The sequence below is a fragment of the Sphingomonas sp. Ell38C01 genome (assembly GCF_055231975.1).
Window position 1 is genome coordinate 1927621 of record NZ_JBUYVA010000001.1, and the last position, 18495, is coordinate 1946115.

Annotated in this window: 20 protein-coding genes; 8 read left to right on the forward strand and 12 right to left on the reverse strand. The window is 66.2% G+C overall.

The window, feature by feature from the left end:
- Positions 1–144: 144 nt before the first annotated feature.
- From ACV7NO_RS09140 to ACV7NO_RS09170, 7 genes are all read right to left on the reverse strand, one after another.
- Complete coding sequence (locus ACV7NO_RS09140; RefSeq protein ID WP_463405692.1) at positions 145–708, reverse strand: CHAP domain-containing protein; 564 nt, start codon at positions 706–708, stop codon at positions 145–147.
- A gap of 104 nt (positions 709–812) precedes the next feature.
- A complete protein-coding gene (locus ACV7NO_RS09145) occupies positions 813–1667 on the reverse strand; it encodes an AAA family ATPase (RefSeq protein ID WP_463405693.1) in 855 nt (284 codons plus the stop codon).
- 77 nt (positions 1668–1744) lie between these two features.
- Positions 1745–2401 carry a DUF6975 family protein gene (locus tag ACV7NO_RS09150; RefSeq protein ID WP_463405694.1) on the reverse strand — a complete coding sequence of 219 codons (657 nt, stop codon included), beginning with the start codon at positions 2399–2401 and terminating at the stop codon, positions 1745–1747.
- A gap of 302 nt (positions 2402–2703) precedes the next feature.
- Positions 2704–4734 (reverse strand): RNA polymerase sigma factor RpoD, encoded by a 2031-nt coding sequence (gene rpoD, locus ACV7NO_RS09155; RefSeq protein ID WP_463405695.1) that lies wholly within the window; start codon positions 4732–4734, stop codon positions 2704–2706.
- Positions 4734–6614, reverse strand: a complete 1881-nt coding sequence (gene dnaG, locus ACV7NO_RS09160; RefSeq protein ID WP_463405696.1) for a DNA primase — start codon at positions 6612–6614, stop codon at positions 4734–4736. The genes rpoD and dnaG overlap by 1 nt, the downstream gene beginning before the upstream one ends.
- Positions 6611–7024: an endonuclease domain-containing protein gene (locus ACV7NO_RS09165; protein ID WP_463405697.1), complete on the reverse strand. Its 414-nt coding sequence runs from the start codon at positions 7022–7024 to the stop codon at positions 6611–6613. Before ACV7NO_RS09165 ends, dnaG begins: the two co-directional genes overlap by 4 nt.
- 55 nt (positions 7025–7079) lie before the next feature.
- The gene (locus tag ACV7NO_RS09170; RefSeq protein ID WP_463405698.1) at positions 7080–7532 is read right to left on the reverse strand and encodes a GatB/YqeY domain-containing protein; all 453 of its coding nucleotides are present in this window, start codon (positions 7530–7532) and stop codon (positions 7080–7082) included.
- A 145-nt stretch (positions 7533–7677) separates the two neighbouring features.
- On the opposite strand from ACV7NO_RS09170, the gene carA reads away from it, so the two are divergent.
- The 7 genes from carA (at position 7678) to ACV7NO_RS09205 (ending at position 14966) form a co-directional block, all read left to right on the forward strand.
- Complete coding sequence (carA, locus tag ACV7NO_RS09175; RefSeq protein ID WP_463405699.1) at positions 7678–8976, forward strand: glutamine-hydrolyzing carbamoyl-phosphate synthase small subunit; 1299 nt, start codon at positions 7678–7680, stop codon at positions 8974–8976.
- Complete coding sequence (locus ACV7NO_RS09180) at positions 8973–9329, forward strand: hypothetical protein (protein ID WP_463405700.1); 357 nt, start codon at positions 8973–8975, stop codon at positions 9327–9329. The genes carA and ACV7NO_RS09180 overlap by 4 nt, the downstream gene beginning before the upstream one ends.
- Positions 9319–9630, forward strand: coding sequence for a hypothetical protein (locus tag ACV7NO_RS09185; RefSeq protein WP_463405701.1), 312 nt, complete (start codon positions 9319–9321; stop codon positions 9628–9630). The genes ACV7NO_RS09180 and ACV7NO_RS09185 overlap by 11 nt, the downstream gene beginning before the upstream one ends.
- A 5-nt stretch (positions 9631–9635) precedes the next feature.
- Positions 9636–12980 carry a carbamoyl-phosphate synthase large subunit gene (gene carB / locus ACV7NO_RS09190; RefSeq protein ID WP_463405702.1) on the forward strand — a complete coding sequence of 1115 codons (3345 nt, stop codon included), beginning with the start codon at positions 9636–9638 and terminating at the stop codon, positions 12978–12980.
- 84 nt (positions 12981–13064) lie between these two features.
- Positions 13065–13541 (forward strand): transcription elongation factor GreA, encoded by a 477-nt coding sequence (greA, locus tag ACV7NO_RS09195; RefSeq protein WP_463405703.1) that lies wholly within the window; start codon positions 13065–13067, stop codon positions 13539–13541.
- Between the two features lie 47 nt (positions 13542–13588).
- Positions 13589–14185 carry a rhomboid family intramembrane serine protease gene (locus ACV7NO_RS09200; protein WP_463405704.1) on the forward strand — a complete coding sequence of 199 codons (597 nt, stop codon included), beginning with the start codon at positions 13589–13591 and terminating at the stop codon, positions 14183–14185.
- Entirely contained in the window at positions 14178–14966 is a 789-nt protein-coding gene (locus tag ACV7NO_RS09205) for an APH(3') family aminoglycoside O-phosphotransferase (RefSeq protein WP_463405705.1), read from the forward strand. Before ACV7NO_RS09200 ends, ACV7NO_RS09205 begins: the two co-directional genes overlap by 8 nt.
- A gap of 118 nt (positions 14967–15084) precedes the next feature.
- On the opposite strand, the gene ACV7NO_RS09210 is transcribed toward ACV7NO_RS09205, so the two are convergent.
- The 5 genes from ACV7NO_RS09210 to ACV7NO_RS09230 all read right to left on the reverse strand — a co-directional run bounded on the left by ACV7NO_RS09210 (position 15085) and on the right by ACV7NO_RS09230 (position 17035).
- Complete coding sequence (locus tag ACV7NO_RS09210) at positions 15085–15318, reverse strand: DUF4170 domain-containing protein (protein WP_463405706.1); 234 nt, start codon at positions 15316–15318, stop codon at positions 15085–15087.
- A 65-nt stretch (positions 15319–15383) separates the two neighbouring features.
- On the reverse strand, positions 15384–15863 hold the full coding sequence (locus ACV7NO_RS09215) for a hypothetical protein (protein WP_463405707.1): 480 nt from the start codon (positions 15861–15863) through the stop codon (positions 15384–15386).
- A gap of 73 nt (positions 15864–15936) precedes the next feature.
- Positions 15937–16212 carry a DUF3618 domain-containing protein gene (locus ACV7NO_RS09220; RefSeq protein ID WP_463405708.1) on the reverse strand — a complete coding sequence of 92 codons (276 nt, stop codon included), beginning with the start codon at positions 16210–16212 and terminating at the stop codon, positions 15937–15939.
- Positions 16209–16544 carry a phage holin family protein gene (locus ACV7NO_RS09225; RefSeq protein ID WP_463405709.1) on the reverse strand — a complete coding sequence of 112 codons (336 nt, stop codon included), beginning with the start codon at positions 16542–16544 and terminating at the stop codon, positions 16209–16211. The genes ACV7NO_RS09220 and ACV7NO_RS09225 overlap by 4 nt, the downstream gene beginning before the upstream one ends.
- Positions 16545–16549: 5 nt before the next feature.
- Entirely contained in the window at positions 16550–17035 is a 486-nt protein-coding gene (locus ACV7NO_RS09230) for a hypothetical protein (RefSeq protein WP_463405710.1), read from the reverse strand.
- Between the two features lie 149 nt (positions 17036–17184).
- On the opposite strand from ACV7NO_RS09230, the gene eno reads away from it, so the two are divergent.
- On the forward strand, positions 17185–18465 hold the full coding sequence (gene eno / locus ACV7NO_RS09235) for a phosphopyruvate hydratase (protein ID WP_463405711.1): 1281 nt from the start codon (positions 17185–17187) through the stop codon (positions 18463–18465).
- Positions 18466–18495 lie beyond the last annotated feature (30 nt).

Below are 18495 nucleotides of genomic sequence, written 5' to 3' on the forward strand. Positions count from 1 at the left end.
CGCTTTTTTGCCGTCGCTGAAGAGGAAGCGGGACCCCGGATCAAGTCCGGGGTGACGTGGGATGTCAGGCGTCCCGCATCTTGTAGGACTGCGCCTGGGGCGACGGTGGATGCCGGGACGCGCCCGGCATGACGGTCGTGCGATCTAACGCGTCGCGGCGGCGGCGCCGGGAACGTAGGCGTCGATCAGCGCGCCGACATAATCCGGATTGCGGCTCGTCAGTTCCGCGACGGGGCGGGCGTTGCCGTAGATGAATCCGTGGACCTTGTAGACGCTGCTGCCGAGCCCCTTCGAGTCGCGGAACCAGACCTTCACCTCGCTCCAGTCGTTGTCCTCCGACACGTCGAACAGCGTCACGTCCTGTTCGGCATGCCCGCGCTCGCCGTTGAGGCGCGACCAGTTGGCATGGGTGAGCATCAGGACGCGCTTCTCGACGATCCGGCTGACGACCGCGACATGGCCGAGCGGAAGGCGACCCTGCCGGGCGAAGGCGATCACCGAGCCGACGCGCGGGCGGTGGCCGCGATCGTAGCGGCCGTCGGCCTGGCTCCACCAGGTCCAGGCGTCGCCATAGATCTGCACCCCAGAGGCGGCGCGCGCGAAGGGGACGCATTGCCCGACATAATCGAGCAGCGAGGCGGCGGGGGCCGGTGCCGCGCCCGCGATACCTGCGAACGAGAGAGCCAGCGCGGAGAGAACGCGGTACATGACGACGGCAATATCCTGCCGCCGGTAATTGCCGGGTTTCGCAGCGTGGTTAGCGAATGGTTACCGTGCAAAAAAACCCACGGAACCAGATCGTTGCCGTGCCGTTACGACTTGTTAGCCTGTCGCTTGGCCATGAACGCCAGCCGCTCGAAGAGCATCACGTCCTGCTCGTTCTTGAGCAACGCGCCGTGGAGCGGGGGGATCGCCTTGGTCGGGTCACGGTTCTGCAACACTTCGAGCGGCATGTCCTCGTGGAGGATCAGCTTGAGCCAGTCGAGCAGCTCGCTGGTCGAGGGTTTCTTCTTGAGGCCGGGAACGTCGCGGACGTCGTAGAAGATGTCCATCGCCTTGCTGACGAGGATCTTCTGGATACCGGGAAAGTGGACATCGACGATCGCCTGCATCGTGTCGCGATCGGGGAATTTGATATAGTGGAAGAAGCAGCGACGCAGGAACGCGTCGGGCAGCTCCTTCTCGTTGTTCGAGGTGATGACCACGATCGGGCGCTCGACCGCGCGGACGGTCTCCTTCGTCTCGTAGACGTGGAATTCCATCCGATCGAGTTCCTGCAACAGGTCGTTGGGGAACTCGATATCGGCCTTGTCGATCTCGTCGATCAGCAGGACGGGAGGCGCGGGCTGGGTGAACGCCTCCCACAACTTGCCCTTGCGGATATAGTTGGCGATGTCGTGGACGCGCTCGTCGCCGAGCTGGCCGTCGCGCAGGCGCGCGACCGCGTCATATTCGTACAGGCCCTGCTGCGCCTTGGTGGTCGACTTGACGTTCCACTCGATCAGCGGCGCGCCGACCGCCTTGGCAATCTCGTAGGCCAGCACGGTCTTGCCGGTGCCGGGCTCGCCCTTGACGAGGAGGGGGCGGCGGAGCTGGACCGCGGCGTTGACCGCGACCTTCAGATCGTCCGTCGCGACGTAGTTCTGCGTTCCCTCGAAGCGATTCATGTGCGCCAATCCGTCCCGTTCGAAAACCGGGTCTGGCGATAGCGGGTTTTCGATGGAGCACGCAAGCACGTGCTGGATCACCCGGCGTCGCGCGCCCCGGCGCGCGAGTGGAGCAGGTCCCACAGGCCGCGGTGCTGCGCCAGCGCCTGCTGGACGCCGAACGTCATCGCGCGATCGGGACCGGGGGCGCCCGCGAGCGCGTCGACCATCGCGAGCGTCTCCTCCACGGCGGGCAGCATCAAGGGCGCCGGATCGAAGCTGGCGCGGATCGCGGCGGTGTCGAGCACCGCGCGGACATCGTGCCACTCGAGCACGAGCGCGACCGCGGTGCCGATCGCGCAGCCCTGACGCTCCGAGCGCGCGAGCATGTCGAACGCGTGGTGCTGTGCCAGGATCGCGACTTCCGATTCGGCCTGGCCGGGAGTCGAGGGGATCGGGCCGACGGCGGCGGTGAGGCGGGCGAGATAGGCGCGCTCGGTGTTGAAGGCGTCAAGCGCGGAGGCGAGCCATGCCACCGCCGGACCGATCGCCGCGGGGCCGGCATGATCGAGGACGCCGGGATGCGCGCCATGGACCATGCACAGCGCGTGCACCGCGTCGGCGAGATCGCGCAGCGGACGCGAGCCGCTCGCGAGTTCCTGCCGCCAATGGTGCACCCGCGACCCGTCGGCCGCGATGAGCGTCGCGATCGTACGGGCTGGCGAAGCCGGCCATGCGCTGGAAACCGATGCCACGTGGCGAAAACCTTCAGACAAGCCGTGGATGGCGTGGCGGCCCCGTGGCCGCGCCCATCCCTCCTGACGAAGGGGTTATACCGAAGCGCGTAAAGACGCGGTTTATGCGGTGTTATTCTTACAAAGATCAGGCGCGGATTGGTTGGGCAGGGAGCGGGGCATGCCCACATCCCATCACCCTAGCGAACGCCGGGGTCTCGCTGCGACCCGGCGCCGGGCTCGACGCAAGAGATCCGAGCTTTCGCCGGAATGACCAAGGGACCGAGGGGGGCTCCGCATCGGCGAGAGCCCGTGCCGGCACCCTATTGGTCGAGGAACGACCGCATCTTGCGGCTGCGGCTGGGGTGCTTGAGCTTGCGCAGCGCCTTGGCCTCGATCTGACGGATGCGTTCGCGGGTGACCGAGAACTGCTGGCCGACCTCTTCCAGCGTATGATCGGTGTTCATGCCGATGCCGAACCGCATGCGCAGCACACGCTCCTCGCGCGGGGTGAGGCTGGCGAGCACGCGCGTGACCGTCTCCTTTAGGTTGGCCTGGATCGCGGCGTCGACCGGGATGATCGCGTTCTTGTCCTCGATGAAGTCGCCGAGATGCGAATCCTCCTCGTCGCCGATCGGCGTCTCGAGGCTGATCGGCTCCTTGGCGATCTTCATCACCTTGCGGACCTTCTCGAGCGGCATCGAGAGGCGCTCCGCCATTTCCTCGGGCGTGGGCTCGCGGCCCTGCTCGTGAAGGAACTGGCGGCTGGTTCGGACGAGCTTGTTGATCGTCTCGATCATGTGGACCGGGATACGGATCGTGCGCGCCTGGTCCGCGATCGACCGCGTGATCGCCTGCCGGATCCACCACGTCGCGTAGGTGCTGAACTTGTAGCCGCGGCGATACTCGAACTTGTCCACCGCCTTCATCAGGCCGATATTGCCTTCCTGGATCAGATCCAGGAACTGCAAGCCACGGTTCGTGTATTTCTTCGCGATCGAGATAACGAGGCGCAGGTTCGCCTCGACCATTTCCTTCTTGGCGATCCGCGCTTCGCGCTCGCCCTTCTGGACCATGTTGACGATGCGGCGGAACTCGCCGAGCGCCATGCCCGTCTGCTGGCTGATCTCCGCGATCTCGCCGCGGATCCGGTCGACCGCGTCGGTCTCGGCGGCAGCGAAGGCGGCCCACTTCTTGTCGGCGCCCTTGACGGAGGCGATGAAGCCCTCGTCGAGTTCGTGCCCGACATAGCGATCGAGGAAGTCCTTGCGCGGCACCTTGTGGCGCTCGGCGAGGCGCAGCATCTGGCCGCCCAGCGCGGTCAGCCGGCGGTTATAGGCGTAGAGCTGGTCGACCAGATATTCGATCTTGGCGTTGTGGAACTGGACGCTCTCGACCTCGGCGGTCAGCTCCTCGCGCAGCTTGTGGTACTTGCGTTCGTCCGCGGCCGACAATTCCCCGCCCGCCGCCATCGCGTCGAGCCGGTTGCCCTGCATCTTCGAGAATTTCTTGTAGATCGCGGTAATGTTCGCGAACCGCTCGAGCGCCTGCGGCTTGAGCGTCTCCTCCATCTGCGCGAGGCTGAGGGTGTTGTCCTCCTCCTCGTCGTCCGACGGGCGCGGGGTGCGGCGCTCGGTCATGTCGTCGTCGTCGTCCGCCGCGGCGGGCTCCTCGGGCTCTTCCTCTTCCTTGAAGCTGGTGCCCGCGGTCTTCTCGCTGATCTCGCCGGTATCGTCCTCGGCGGCCTCGACCTGCTCCGCCGACGGCCCCTTCGAGAGCATCGCGTCGAGATCGAGGATCTCGCGCAGCTGCATCGTGCCTTCGTTGAGTGCGGTCGACCAGTCGATGATCGCGTTGAAGGTGATGGGCGATTCGCACAGCCCGAGGATCATCGTGTCGCGGCCGGCCTCGATCCGTTTGGCGATCGCGATCTCGCCCTCGCGGCTGAGCAGCTCGACCGCGCCCATTTCGCGCAGGTACATGCGGACCGGATCGTCGGTCCGGTCGATCGTCTCTTTCTTCTTCTCGGGGACGGGGGCGCTGTCGTCGCCCGAGGTGTCGACGGGCTCGGCGTCGTCGTCGTCGGCGCGTTCCTCGGTCTCGCCGTCCTCGCCGGCTTCCTCGTTCTCGACGATGTTGACGCCCATCTCGTTGAGCGCGGACATCACGTCCTCGAGCTGGTCCGACGACATCTGGTCCTGCGGCAGCGCGGCGTTCAGCTGGTCATAGGTGATGTACCCGCGCTTCTTGGCGCGGGCGATCAGCTTCTTGACGTCCGCATCGTTCAAGTCGATCAGCGGCGCGTCCCCGGTGTCGTTCGTCTCGGGTGCTTCCGCCATGTTCGCCTTCGCCATCAATCGTCCTCAGTACCAAGCGCGCGGGCGTCTTCGTTCGACTGCACAAGATTTGCAAGCCGCTCGTCGAGCGCACGTTGTTCTCTTACCAGCGACACCTGTCGTTCGAACGCCTCGTCGGTGAAGCGTGCCTGCATTGCGGACGTCGCATCCGCAAGCGCCGCGTCGACTTCGGGGCGGGCGACCAGAATGGCGATCGCCTCGTCCAGATCGTCACGGGCCTGCGCCGCATCTCCCGATCTCTGCGTGAAACTATAGGGCATCGTATCGGCTCTCAGCAGGTCCGTCGCGACTGCCTCGAACCCGGATTTCGCCAATATGGTGACGAGTCGCCGGCTATCAAGCGCCCCGTCGCGACGATGGTCCTCCAGCGCGACGTCGACCACCGCCTCGAACAGGCGGCCGAGCGCGCCGTCGGCCAGCTTTAGGCTGCCGAGCACCTCCATGTGACGCGCGATCTCGGCCGGATGGCGGATCAGCCCGGCGAGAACTGCCTTGGCGAGGACGCGATCGATCCCGCCCGCGTTGCGGAACGTCTTGGCATCCTCGGTGACGGGCGCGGGGGGCGGGGTCCATTTCTGGCCGGGCTTGCGTGGCGGTCGCGGCGTCCATTCGGGGCGCTTGCGCGCGAAGGCGTCGTCGAAGCGGTTGCGGAACTCCGACTGGTATTCGCTTTTCACCGAAGGGTCGGCAATCGTCTGTGCCAGATCGGACAGGCGGCGCTTGAGCCCAGCGCGCTGCTCGGGGGTCGCCAACGGTTCGGCGGCGAGTTCGTGCTTCCACAGGCGATCGGCGAGTGGCTCCGCCTCGCGGACCAGCGCCTCGAACGCCTGCGTGCCCTGCTGGCGGACGAGATCGTCGGGATCCTTGCTCTCGGGCAGAGTGACGAAGGCGAGGCTGCGGCCGGGTGCCAGCATCGGGAGCGCGCGGTGGGCGGCGCGGATCGCGGCCTTCTGCCCCGCTGCGTCGCCGTCGAAGCACAGGATGGGAACGTCGACCATCTTCCACAGCCGCTCGAGCTGGTGCTCGGTCAGCGCGGTGCCGAGCGGGGCGACCGCCTCGCCGATCCCGGCCTGCGCGAGCGCGATGACGTCCATATAGCCCTCGACCACGAACACGCGCGCGGTCTTGCGCACGGCCGGTGCGGCGCGATCGAGATTGTAGAGCGTGCGGCCCTTGTCGAAGAGCGGGGTGTCGGGGGAATTGAGGTATTTGGGCTCGCCCTCCCCGATGATGCGCCCGCCGAACGCGATCGTGCGCCCGCGCTGGTCGCGGATGGGGATCATCAGCCGCCCGCGGAACCGGTCGTAGGGCTCCTTGCCCTCGACGCTGATGAGCATCCCCGCCTCGACGAGGAGCGGGTCGCCATAGTCCTTGAGCGCGGCCTTGAGCTTGCCGCGGGTGTCGGGGGCGAAGCCGAGGCCGAAGTCGCGCGCGGTCTTGGCCGAGACGCCGCGCTTCTCCAGCACCGTGCGCGCGGTGGCGCCGGCGATGCCGTTCAGCTGCTCGGTGAACCACGACGCGGCGTCGGCCATCGCCTCGTGCAGGCCCTTCGCGCGCTCGGCCTTCTCGGCATCTCGGGCGGTGGGGGCGGGAACGTCGAGCCCCGCGGCCTGCGCCAATTCCTTCACCGCATCCATGAACGGCAAGCCGCGCTGGTCGGTCATCCAGCGGATCGCGTCGCCGTGCGCGGAGCAGCCGAAGCAGTGGTAGAAGCCCTTCTCGTCGTTGACGTAGAAGCTGGGCGTCTTCTCCTGGTGGAACGGGCAGCAGCCCTTGTACTCGCGGCCGGCCTTGGTGAGCTTGGTCGTCTTGCCGATGAGCGTCGACAGCGAAGTGCGGACGCGGAGTTCGTCGAGGAATTGCGGGGTGAGGGTCATGGCTGCGTCCTCCCCCTCCCGCATGCGGGAGGGGGCTGGGGGGTGGGCGCCCGGCTCGTCTCGCGCGCGGCGGTTGCGATCGCGTCGAGCACGCCTGCCATGTTCGTCGTCAGGTCGTTGTTCCAGAATCGGAGGACGCGGTGGCCCGCGTTCTCGATCGCGTTTGTCCGCTTCGCGTCATAGTCCGCCGCGTCGACGTGCTGGCTGCCGTCGAGTTCGATCGCGAGTCTGTGCGAGCGGCAAAGAAAATCGCAGAAATACCCGGCGATCGGCATCTGACGGCTGAATTTGAGGCCGAGCAGGCGGCTGCCCTTCAATTGGCGCCAGAGCAGGTGTTCCGCGCCGGAGGCGGCGTTACGGAGGTCGCGTGCCCGGTCCGTCGGGCGCGCGAGTTTGAACCGGGCGCCCACCCCTCGATCCCCTCCCGCAGGCGGGAGGGGAGGAAGAAGGGTGTTTCCGCTCATCCTACGCCAAAGCCGCCTTCACCAGCCCGCTCGCCTTGCTCATGTCGAGCGAGGCCGCGTGGCGCGCCTTCAGCTCCGCCATCACGCGGCCCATGTCCTTCATTCCCGTCGCGCCCAGTTCCGTCTTGATCGCGAGGATCGCGGCGGTCGTTTCCGCCTCGCTCATCTGCGCGGGGAGAAAGCGTTCGATCACCGCGACCTCGGCCTTCTCCGCGTCGGCGAGTTCCTGGCGGCCGCCCTTCTCATACATCTCGATCGATTCGCGGCGCTGCTTGACCATCTTCTGGAGCACCTCGACCACGACCGCGTCGTCGTCGGCGGGCGCGGGGCCGGTGCGCAGTTCGATGTCGCGGTTCTTGATCGCGGACTGGATCAGCGAGACGGCGTTCCGCGTCTCCTTGTCGCCCGCCTTCATCGCGGTGAGCTGGGCGGCCTTGATGTCGTCGCGAATCATGCGGGTCTTTCGTCGTCGTTGCGGCAAGCGCGTGAGCCTAGCCGATCGTGGGGGATACGTGAACCGGTTGACGCGGGGGGGGGCTGTCTCTAGCGAGCGGGGCTTAGCGACATCGCCGACAAATCTCATGGAGTGCCTGCCCGAAATGGCCGACGCCACACCTTCTGCCGCGCCCGTTCCGCAGCCCGCCATGACGCAACCGGCGGGCGCGACCGGCGTCCTCGTCCTCGCCAGCGGCGAGGTGGCGTGGGGGCGCGGCTTCGGCGCCGAGGGGCAGGCGGCGGGCGAGGTGTGCTTCCACACCGCAATGACCGGATACCAGGAGATCATGACCGACCCGTCGTTCGCGGGGCAGGTCATCACCTTCACCTTCCCGCATATCGGCAATGTCGGCGCGAACCCCGACGACGTCGAGGCGGACGCGCCGCACGCGCTGGGCATGATCGTGCGCGAGGACGTGACCGCGCCGTCGTCGTTCCGCGCGGTCGAGCGGCTCGACGGGTGGATGAAGCGGCATGCGCGGATCGGGCTGTCTGGGATCGACACGCGCGCGCTGACGCGGCGGATCCGGGGCGGCGGCGCGCCCAACGGCGTGATCGCGCATTCGGCGGCGGGCGAGTTCGACATTCCGGCGCTGCTTGCGATGGCGCGGGCCTGGCCCGGGCTCGAGGGGATGGACCTCGCGAAGTCCGTGACGGCGGAGACGCATTTCGGCTGGGGTGAAAGTGGGGAAGGTGGCGTCTGGCGCTTGGGCTTCGGCTATTCTTCTCCCCTCCCGCTTGCGGGAGGGGCCGGGGGTGGGCTCGCGGCCAATTCGACCGATACCGCTGATGGTGAGCGCGAGCCCACCCCTGACCCCTCCCGCAAGCGGGAGGGGAACGAGAAGCCCCATGTCGTCGCGATCGATTATGGCAGCAAGCACAACATCTTCCGCAACCTCGTTCACGCGGGCGCGAAGGTGTCGGTGGTGCCCGCGACCGCGTCGTTCGACGAGGTGATGGCGCTCGCCCCCGACGGGATCTTCCTGTCGAACGGCCCCGGCGATCCCGCCGCGACGGGGGAGTATGCGGTGCCCGTCATCCGGCGGTTGCTGGAGACGAAGCTGCCGCTGTTCGGCATCTGCCTCGGCCACCAGTTGCTCGGGCTCGCGGTGGGCGCGCGGACGACCAAGATGTTCCAGGGGCATCGCGGCGCCAACCATCCGGTCAAGCGGCTGAGCGACGGTGCGGTCGAGATCACCAGCATGAACCACGGCTTCGCGGTCGAACGCGACACGCTGCCCGAGGGCGTGCGCGAGACGCATGTGTCGCTGTTCGACGGCAGCAATGCGGGGCTGGAGCTGGAGGACGGGCGTGCGTTTTCGGTGCAGTATCACCCCGAGGCGAGTCCGGGGCCGCAGGATAGTTTCTATCTGTTCGAGCGGTTCGTGGGGATGTTGCGGTGAAGTTTCCTGCATCGAGAGGCGAGCACGGTGGTAAAAAGAACGCCTTTTCGCCAGGGGTTTGGTTAGCGACGCCACTGATTGCGACATTGGTTCCAATGGCGGTATATGCACCTACGTGGGCCGCAGTCTCGATGTTCGTACTAGTGATGGTTGTCGTGATGGTGTTGCTTGCTGTTTTTGTTCGGCACTCGCTTAACGATCCCGATCAACTTCGTTCAGAAGAATATGGCTTAGCTAAAAGCGCTCTTAATATGTATGGACAGAAATCACTGCCTGCTGATGATTTGGTGGCGATAATATCATCAAAGCCGGTTACGTTGGTAGAATACCAGGAGAAGCAAAGTGAACGCTAAGGTGTTTGCAATTGCCATCAATGAATCAATGATTGATGAAGGACTTCCTCCTTTTCATCGGGTATTGACAACTTTTAATGGATTGTTTGACTGGTGGAACTTTATTCCAGGAGTTTATATAGTCCGTTCAAATACTGTGGCTAGGGACTTAAGCAATCAAATCAGGGCCGCATACCCAAGCTTACATTTTCTGATAATTGAAATGAATAGGGCAGGCTACGAAGGTGGACTTCCGCAAGAGGCGTGGACCAGCTTGGTTGAAAAGCTGAAGGATCACGATGATCCCGCGAGAAAGATTTAAGTAAAATGCCCAAACGCACCGACATCTCCTCCATCCTCGTGATCGGCGCGGGGCCGATCGTCATCGGGCAGGCGTGCGAGTTCGATTATTCGGGCACGCAGGCGATCAAGGCCTTGAAGGAAGAGGGCTATCGCATCGTCCTGGTCAATTCGAACCCGGCGACGATCATGACCGATCCGGAGCTGGCGGACGCGACCTATGTCGAGCCGATCACGCCGGAAGTGGTCGCGCGGATCATCGAGAAGGAGCGGCCCGACGCGGTCCTGCCGACGATGGGCGGGCAGACCGCGCTCAACACCGCGCTGGCGCTGTTCCACGACGGCACGCTGGAAAAGTTCGGCGTGACGATGATCGGTGCGGATGCGGAGGCGATCGACAAGGCGGAGGACCGGCTCAAGTTCCGCAACGCGATGGACAAGATCGGGCTCGAGTCTGCGCGCTCGGCGATCGCGCATACGCTGGAGGAAGCGCTGGCGGCGCTCGAGCGGACCGGGCTACCGTCGATCATCCGGCCGAGCTTCACGATGGGCGGATCGGGCGGCGGCATCGCATACAACCGCGAGGAGTTCGTCGAGATCGTCCGCAAGGGGCTGGACCTGTCGCCGACAACCGAGGTGCTGATCGAGGAATCGCTGCTCGGCTGGAAGGAATATGAGATGGAAGTGGTCCGCGACCGCGCGGACAATTGCATCATCATCTGCTCGATCGAGAATGTCGATCCGATGGGCGTCCATACCGGCGACTCGATCACCGTCGCGCCCGCCCTGACGCTGACCGACAAGGAATACCAGATCATGCGCAATGCATCGATCGCGGTGCTTCGCGAAATCGGTGTGGAAACAGGCGGTTCGAACGTGCAGTTCGCGGTCAATCCGAAGGATGGCCGGCTGATCGTCATCGAGATGAATCCGCGCGTGTCGCGCTCGTCGGCGCTGGCGTCGAAGGCGACGGGTTTCCCGATCGCCAAGGTCGCGGCGAAGCTGGCGGTGGGGTATACGCTCGACGAGATCACCAACGACATCACGGGCGCCACCCCGGCGGCGTTCGAGCCGACCATCGATTACGTCGTGACGAAGATCCCGCGCTTCGCGTTCGAGAAGTTCAAGGGCGCCGAGGCGACGCTGGGCACCGCGATGAAGTCGGTCGGCGAGGTGATGGCGATCGGGCGCAACATCCACGAGAGCATGCAGAAGGCGCTGCGCGGGCTCGAAACCGGGCTGAGCGGGTTCAACCATGTCGATGCGCTGATCGGCGCGCCGCGTGTTGAGATCGAGGCCGCGCTCGCCTCGCCGACGCCGGACCGGTTGCTGGTGGCGGCGCAGGCATTGCGCGAAGGCTTCACGGTCGCCGAGGTGCACGCGATCGCGAAGTACGATCCGTGGTTCCTCGAGCGGATCGCGGAGATCGTCGCGGCCGAGAACGAGGTGATGGAGCACGGGCTGCCGATCGAGGCGCAGGGCATGCGGCGGCTCAAGGCGATGGGGTTCAGCGACAAGCGGCTCGCGTGGCTGGCGTTGCAGTCGGCCAATCTGCGCGGGATGATGCGGGGGATCGCCCGCGGTTCCGGGCTGATCCACGAGGTCGTCAAGGCGATGACCGGCGGGGTGACGGAGGACGAGGTGCGCGCGCACCGTGTGAAGCTGGGCGTGCGGCCCGTCTTCAAGCGGATCGACACCTGCGCCGCGGAGTTCGATGCGAAGACGCCGTACATGTATTCGACGTACGAGGCGCCGATGTTCGGCGAGCCGGAGTGCGAATCGCAGCCGACGTCCGCCAAGAAGGTGGTGATCCTGGGCGGCGGGCCGAACCGGATCGGGCAGGGGATCGAGTTCGACTATTGCTGCTGCCATGCGTGCTTCGCGCTGGCGGATGCGGGCTACGAGACGATCATGGTCAACTGCAACCCGGAGACGGTCAGCACCGACTATGACACGTCGGACCGGCTCTATTTCGAACCGCTGACCGCGGAGGACGTGCTGGAGATCCTGCATGTCGAGCAGCAGAACGGCACGCTGGCGGGGGTGATCGTCCAGTTCGGCGGGCAGACGCCGTTGAATCTCGCTCGCTCGCTGGAGGCGGCGGGGATTCCGATCCTGGGGACGACGCCCGACGCGATCGACCTGGCGGAGGATCGCGAGCGGTTCGCGGCGCTGGTGAGCAAATTGAAGCTGTTGCAGCCGTCGAACGGCCTCGCCCGCAGCCGCGACGAGGCGATCGTGGCGGCGGAGCGGATCGGTTATCCGGTGCTGATGCGGCCGAGCTATGTGCTGGGCGGGCGCGCGATGGAGATCGTCGACACACCCGCGCAGCTCGACGACTATATCGCGACCGCGGTGCAGGTGTCGGGCGACTCGCCGGTGCTGATCGACCAGTATCTGCGCGACGCGATCGAGGTTGACGTCGACGCGATCTGCGACGGTGAGGACGTGGTGGTCGCGGGCGTGCTCCAGCATATCGAGGAGGCGGGCGTCCATTCGGGCGACAGCGCGTGCTCGATCCCGCCCTATTCGCTGTCGGCGGAGATCATCGCGGAGATCGAGCGGCAGACGGTCGCGCTGGCGCACGGGCTGTCGGTGAAGGGGCTGATGAACATCCAGTTCGCGGTCAAGGACGGGCTGGTCTACCTCATCGAGGTGAATCCGCGCGCGTCGCGGACGGTGCCGTTCGTCGCCAAGGCGATCGGGGCGCCGATCGCGAAGATCGCGGCGCGGGTGATGGCGGGCGAGATGCTGCGCGACCTGCCGTCGATCGACCGCCACATCCCCTATTATGCGGTGAAGGAGGCGGTGTTCCCCTTCAATCGCTTCCCCGGGATCGATCCTGTGTTGTCGCCGGAGATGAAGTCCACCGGCGAAGTCATGGGGATCGCGAGCGATTTCACCACCGCCTTCGCCAAGGCGCAGCTGGGTGCGGGGACGGTGCTGCCGACCGCGGGCGCGGTCTTCGTCAGCGTCAAGGACGGCGACAAGCCGCAGATCGTGCCCGCGGTGCGATCGCTGATCGCGGCCGGGTTCACGATCGTCGCGACCGGCGGGACCGCGGACTATCTCGCGCGTGCGGGGCTGGTGGTGGAGACGGTCAACAAGGTCGCGCAGGGCCGGCCGCATATCGTCGACCGGATCAAGGACGGGCGGATCGACCTGATCTTCAACACCACCGAGGGGTGGCAGAGCCTGAAGGATTCGCAGCCGATCCGCGCGTCTGCGCTGGCGCAGCGGATCCCGTACTTCACGACGGGGCCCGCCGCGGTCGAGGCGGCGAAGGCGATCGCGGCCGCGACCGGACCCGAATCGGCGCGAAACCTTGAAGTACGCCCGCTGCAGTCCTATTATTCGCAATCGCACAATTGATCCCCCAGACAATCGCGTGCTGTGCGAAAGCGGCCGACAGGGAGGCCGCTTCGGGGACGGGGCTTTGACGAAGGACTGTAGGCGATGGCGACCGTCGAGAAGATGCCGATGCTCCAGGAGGGGTACGAGAAACTCCATACCGAGCTGAAGCGCCTGAAAGCCGAACGCCCGACGATCGTCGATGCGATCGAGGAAGCGCGCGCACACGGCGACCTTTCGGAAAACGCCGAATATCATGCCGCCAAGGAGCGGCAGGGCCAGATCGAGGCGTCGATCGCCGATATCGAGGACAAGCTGAGCCGTGCGCAGATCATCGATCCGCGCGACCTGTCGGGTGACAAGATCGTGTTCGGCGCGACCGTGACGCTGATCGACGAGGACGACAAGCCGGTGAAATACCAGATCGTCGGCCAGACCGAGGCGGACGCGAAGACCGGGCGGATCAGCTACAACTCGCCGCTGGGCCGGGCTTTGATCGGGCGCAATCTCGACGACGAGATCGAGGTGACGGTGCCGTCGGGAGACCGCTGGTATTCGGTGTCGAAGGTGGAATTCATCTGACGCGGATGGACTGGCGGCAGGCGCCGGCCACGGTAGCGATCGCGGCGATGACCGCGGTCGCATCCGGGGTGATCCTCGCGCTCGGGTGGTTGCCGGATGCGGCGGTCGGTGGCGGGTTCATACCCTTGCGGTTCGATTCTGCGGTGGCAAACGATCCGGGGTTTCCGATGCCGGCCTTGCTGACGCCGCTGACGGCGACGCTGATCCATGGCGGCATCGCGCATCTGGCGCTCAATCTGGTGATGCTGGTCTATTGCGGCCTGTTCGCGGAGCGGGCGGTGGGGTCTTTGGGCGTCGTCTCCCTGTATCTGGTCGGCGCCTATGCCGCGGCGCTCGGGCATTTCGCGTTCGAGACGGACTCGATGACGCCGATGATTGGCGCGTCGGGTGCGATCTCCGCGGTCGTCGGCGCCTATGCGCTGCTGTTCGGCGAGCGGCGCGCGCAGCCGTTGGGGCCGGTGCCGGGCGAGGTGGTGCATGTTGCATGGCTGGCAGCGGCGTGGATCGGGATCCAGTTGCTCATCGGTTATGCGGGCATGGGCGGCGGAGTCGGTACGATCGCCATCGGCGCGCATATCGGCGGGTTCATCGCGGGGCTGCTGATGGCCAAGCCCTTGCTGCTGTGGCGCTACCGCCATGCCTGATGCGCCGATCGCGATGCCCGAGGCATTGGCGGTTGTGGTCGCGGGCTATCGGTGGACACGCGACACGGCGGGCGAGTCGGGCGGAGCGGTATTTCGTCTGGACACCGAGGGGCGGGCGACTCTCTATCTGAAGCACGGCATCGGGCGGGTTGCCTCCGACGTCATGGACGAGGCGGCGCGGTTGCGCTGGCTGGCGGGGCGGATTGCGGTTCCCGAGGTCGTCCAGTTCGTGGCGACACGCGGCGCGGCCTGGTTGTTGACGACCGCGATGGCGGGGCGGACCGCGGACGATATCCTGGAGGAAGATCCGCGCGCACTGCCGACGATCGTCGCGGGTGCGGCGGGGTTCCTCAAGCAGATCCATGCGCTGCCGGTCGCGACCTGCCCGTTCGAGGCGGGGCATGCGTTTCGGCTGGCCGCCGCGCGCGCGAACATCGATGCGGGGCGGGTCGACGAGGAGGATTTCGACGACGATCATGCGGGGTGGTCGGCAGAGAACGTTTGGGCGGAACTCGCCTCGCTCCAGCCGTTCGCGGCGGAGCGGGTAGTGACGCATGGCGACTATTCGCTGGGCAATCTGCTTTTCGCCGAGGGCCAAGTGACCGGGTGCATCGACGTCGGCCGTGTCGGCGTCGCGGATCCGTATCAGGACATCGCGATCCTCTGGCAGAATCTGGGGGCGTTCGGCCCGGAGGCGCAGGCGATGTTCGTCGCGGCGATGGGGGTGGAGATCGATGCGCGGCGGTTGCGGTTCCACCGCTGTCTCGACGAACTGTTCTAGACCCATTCGTCACCCAGGCGGAGGCCGGGATCCACGTCTCCAGGCAGTGGCCGGTTCGGGCAATCGGGGACGGGTGGATCCCGGCCTTCGCCGGGACGACGGTGATGAGTGACGAGCGCTATTCCGCCGCCGGCGGCGATAGCAGATCAGGCTCGAGCAGGCGGTGAAGGTGGACGACGACATACTTCATCTCTGCATCGTCGACGGTGCGCTGCGCCGCGCCGCGCCATGCCTTTTCAGCGCTCGCATAGTCCGCGAACACACCGACGATGTCGATCGACGAGAGGTCGCCGAATTCGAGCGTGCGCGGATCGGTGACGCGACCGCCGAAGACGAGATGGAGTTTGCTCATGAAGAAAAGGCCCCGGGGAGAGTGATCCCCGAGGCCTTACATTGCGGTGCAGCAGGTTTGAAGCGCTATCGCGCCTTGACCTGATCCTTGCCCGCTTGCGCGGCGGCTGTTCCCGCCGACGTCGCAGCCTTGAGCAGGTTGTCGACCAGCGACTTCGCCTGGCCCTTCGCGGCGTCGCGACTGATGCCCAGGTCGGCGAGTTCGTTGCGCCCGGTTTCCTTGGCGGCGGCGAAGGCGGCAGCTGCGGCGGCGGCGACCTTGCTGCCGACCGGGGCAAGCAATGCTTTCTCGCGCTGGCTGCGCGGGAGGACTGCGGCGACGAGCGCACCGAGCGCTAGGCCTCCGACGATCACGCCAAGCGGGTTGGTCTCGATCGTCTGTGCGGTCTGGCGCGCGGTCTCGCGGGCCTTGTCGCGCGAGGCATCGACGGCATGCTCGGCCTTCTCGCGCGCGGAATCATAAGCGTGCGTGGCGCGCTCCTTGGCCGAATCGATGCCATCGCGGATTTTCCCGGACAGGTCGTGATCGGTGTTCGCGTCGGTCATCGGTGCTTCCTTTCGCGGGCAGATCGCCCGCAGTCGATTGGATGGTCGAACGTTCCAGCGCGCGCGGGGTTGCCTAGGACTTGTCGCGGCGATGACGGATCGCGTCGGTGATATGGCGACGCGCGAGCAGCGCACCGACGATCGCGATCGCACCGGCGATCTTGCCGGGATTGTTGCGCGCGACCTCGGCACCAGTTCGCAGCGCGCGTTCGCTCGTATCGGTAATGCCGTCGACAGCATCGCGCGCCATCGACCGTGGATCGAGCTTCGCCTGAAGCGCGGTGGTGGTCGACTGAAGACGCTCGCGCGCGGCGGCGGCACGAGCTTCGGCGGCCTGGAGTTCGGTCATGGCGTCACTTCTGCGTTAAGGCGGGCCTTGCCGATCAGCGCGAGGATCAGCACGATCGCGACCGTCGTCCCGACCACGACCAAGGTCGCCCAACCCGGGCCGATGCGCGGCGCGAGCGTCGCGATCAGCCCCACGAGCAGCGCGATCAATGCCGCCAAGGCAAGCATGCCAGCCGCGGCGAACATCATGCCCGCGGCCTTGTAGCGCGTGACCTTGTCGAGCAGGCGCGCCTTCTGGAGCGCGATCTCCGCGCTCGCGACCTCTCGCGCATCGGTGGCGAGCTGTGTCACCAACGTCGCGAGCCCCGCATCGTCACGCTCCTCCCTGAGCATCGCGATCAGGCCCCGTCGCGCTGGTCGAGGCCGGAGGAGAGCAGCCGCGCGACGACGAAGCCGACCGCCGCCGCCGCACCGATCGCGACTGCCGGGCTCTTTCGGACGAAGTCGCGGACGGTTTCCGCAAGCTCGTCGACGCTCTTGTCGCCGAGCGACGACGACAAAGACTGCACGCTTTCCGCGGCAGTGCGGGCGTACTGGCCGTATTGCTCGCCCAGCTTCTCGTCGACCGAGCCGGCGGCGTCGGTAAGCATCTGCGACAGCTGGTCGAGCGCGCCGGTGGCCTTGGCCTTGCCGTCTTCCGCGAAGGCGAGTGCCTTGTCGGTCGCCTGGGTGCGCAAGTCCGCGCCCTTGTCCTTGATCGTCGCCTTGACGTCGTCGAGGCGGCCGGCGGGATCCGGACGGGCGGACGCCGACGCGGTCACGTCGGCATCGGTCATCGGCGTTAGCCCGGCGGCGGGGCCATCGATGGAATTGGTGTCGGCCATGGGGCAAAATCCCTCTTGCAGAATTGGGCGGTATCGAAACGGAAAACCGGTGCGGGGGCCCCGCGGTTCCATCGCGAATTGCCGTGGCGGACGCCGGGCGATAGAGGCATGCCCGACACCTGCTTCGAAATCTGTAGAAGGATCGTTTCGTGACCGCAATCATCGACGTCCATGGCCGTATGATCCTCGACAGCCGGGGCAACCCGACGGTCGAAGTCGAAGTGATGCTGGAGGATGGCGGGTTCGGACGCGCGGCGGTGCCGTCGGGCGCGTCGACCGGCGCGCACGAGGCGGTCGAGAAACGCGACGGCGACAAGGCGCGCTGGGGTGGCAAGGGCGTCGACCAGGCGGTCGCGGCGGTCAACGACGAGATCGCGGATGCGGTGCTGGGGATGGAAGCCGAGGACCAGCTCGAGCTCGACCAGGCGCTCATCAAGCTGGACGGGACCGAGAACAAGTCGCGGCTTGGCGCCAACGCGATCCTTGGCGTCAGCCTCGCCGCCGCCAAGGCCGCCGCGGACTCGCGCGGTTTGCCGCTGTACCGCTATGTGGGCGGCGTCTCGGCGCATGTCCTGCCGGTGCCGATGATGAACATCATCAATGGCGGCGAGCATGCCGACAACCCGATCGACTTCCAGGAATTCATGATCGTGCCGGTGGGCGCGTCGAGCATCGTCGAGGCGGTGCGCTGCGGATCGGAAATCTTCCACACGCTCAAGAAGGGGCTGAGCGAGAAGGGGCTGGCGACGTCGGTCGGCGACGAGGGCGGGTTCGCGCCCAATATCGGCAGCACCACCGAGGCGCTCGACTTCATCATGACGTCGATCGAGAAGGCGGGGTATACGCCGGGCGACGACGTGATGCTCGCGCTCGACTGCGCGGCGACCGAGTTCTTCAAGGGCGGCAAGTACGACATTTCCGGGGAGGGCAAGATCCTCGAGCCCGGCGCGATGGCCGAGTATCTGGCGGATCTCGTTGCGCGCTATCCGATCTTCTCGATCGAGGACGGGATGGCCGAGGACGATTTCGAGGGCTGGAAGGCGCTGACCGACCTGTGCGGCGACAAGTGCCAGCTGGTCGGCGACGACCTGTTCGTGACGAATCCGAAGCGGCTGAAGGACGGGATCGCGCAGGGGCTGGCGAATTCGCTGCTGGTGAAGGTCAACCAGATCGGCACGCTGAGCGAGACGCTCGAGGCGATCCGCATCGCCGAGCGCGCGCGCTACACCGCGGTGATGAGCCACCGGTCCGGCGAAACCGAGGATTCGACGATCGCCGATCTCGCGGTCGCGACGAACTGCGGGCAGATCAAGACGGGCAGCCTCGCGCGATCGGACCGGTTGGCGAAGTACAACCAGCTGATCCGGATCGAGGAAGAGCTGGGCGATGCGGCGCGCTATGCCGGGCGGGATGTTCTTCGAACGCGCTGAAATCGCTTGATTCGGTGCGCGGTTCGCGCG

Excerpts from the sequence above, each read along its gene's own strand:
- ACV7NO_RS09140 (WP_463405692.1), bottom strand. The coding sequence starts at position 708 with ATGTACCGCGTTCTCTCCGCGCTGGCTCTCTCGTTCGCAGGTATCGCG.
- ACV7NO_RS09145 (WP_463405693.1), bottom strand. The coding sequence starts at position 1,667 with ATGAATCGCTTCGAGGGAACGCAGAACTACGTCGCGACGGACGATCTG.
- rpoD (WP_463405695.1), bottom strand. The coding sequence starts at position 4,734 with ATGGCGAAGGCGAACATGGCGGAAGCACCCGAGACGAACGACACCGGG.
- dnaG (WP_463405696.1), bottom strand. The coding sequence starts at position 6,614 with ATGACCCTCACCCCGCAATTCCTCGACGAACTCCGCGTCCGCACTTCG.
- ACV7NO_RS09170 (WP_463405698.1), bottom strand. The coding sequence starts at position 7,532 with ATGATTCGCGACGACATCAAGGCCGCCCAGCTCACCGCGATGAAGGCG.
- carA (WP_463405699.1), top strand. The coding sequence starts at position 7,678 with ATGGCCGACGCCACACCTTCTGCCGCGCCCGTTCCGCAGCCCGCCATG.
- carB (WP_463405702.1), top strand. The coding sequence starts at position 9,636 with ATGCCCAAACGCACCGACATCTCCTCCATCCTCGTGATCGGCGCGGGG.
- greA (WP_463405703.1), top strand. The coding sequence starts at position 13,065 with ATGGCGACCGTCGAGAAGATGCCGATGCTCCAGGAGGGGTACGAGAAA.
- ACV7NO_RS09200 (WP_463405704.1), top strand. The coding sequence starts at position 13,589 with ATGACCGCGGTCGCATCCGGGGTGATCCTCGCGCTCGGGTGGTTGCCG.
- ACV7NO_RS09205 (WP_463405705.1), top strand. The coding sequence starts at position 14,178 with ATGCCTGATGCGCCGATCGCGATGCCCGAGGCATTGGCGGTTGTGGTC.
- ACV7NO_RS09210 (WP_463405706.1), bottom strand. The coding sequence starts at position 15,318 with ATGAGCAAACTCCATCTCGTCTTCGGCGGTCGCGTCACCGATCCGCGC.
- ACV7NO_RS09215 (WP_463405707.1), bottom strand. The coding sequence starts at position 15,863 with ATGACCGACGCGAACACCGATCACGACCTGTCCGGGAAAATCCGCGAT.
- ACV7NO_RS09220 (WP_463405708.1), bottom strand. The coding sequence starts at position 16,212 with ATGACCGAACTCCAGGCCGCCGAAGCTCGTGCCGCCGCCGCGCGCGAG.
- ACV7NO_RS09225 (WP_463405709.1), bottom strand. The coding sequence starts at position 16,544 with ATGCTCAGGGAGGAGCGTGACGATGCGGGGCTCGCGACGTTGGTGACA.
- ACV7NO_RS09230 (WP_463405710.1), bottom strand. The coding sequence starts at position 17,035 with ATGGCCGACACCAATTCCATCGATGGCCCCGCCGCCGGGCTAACGCCG.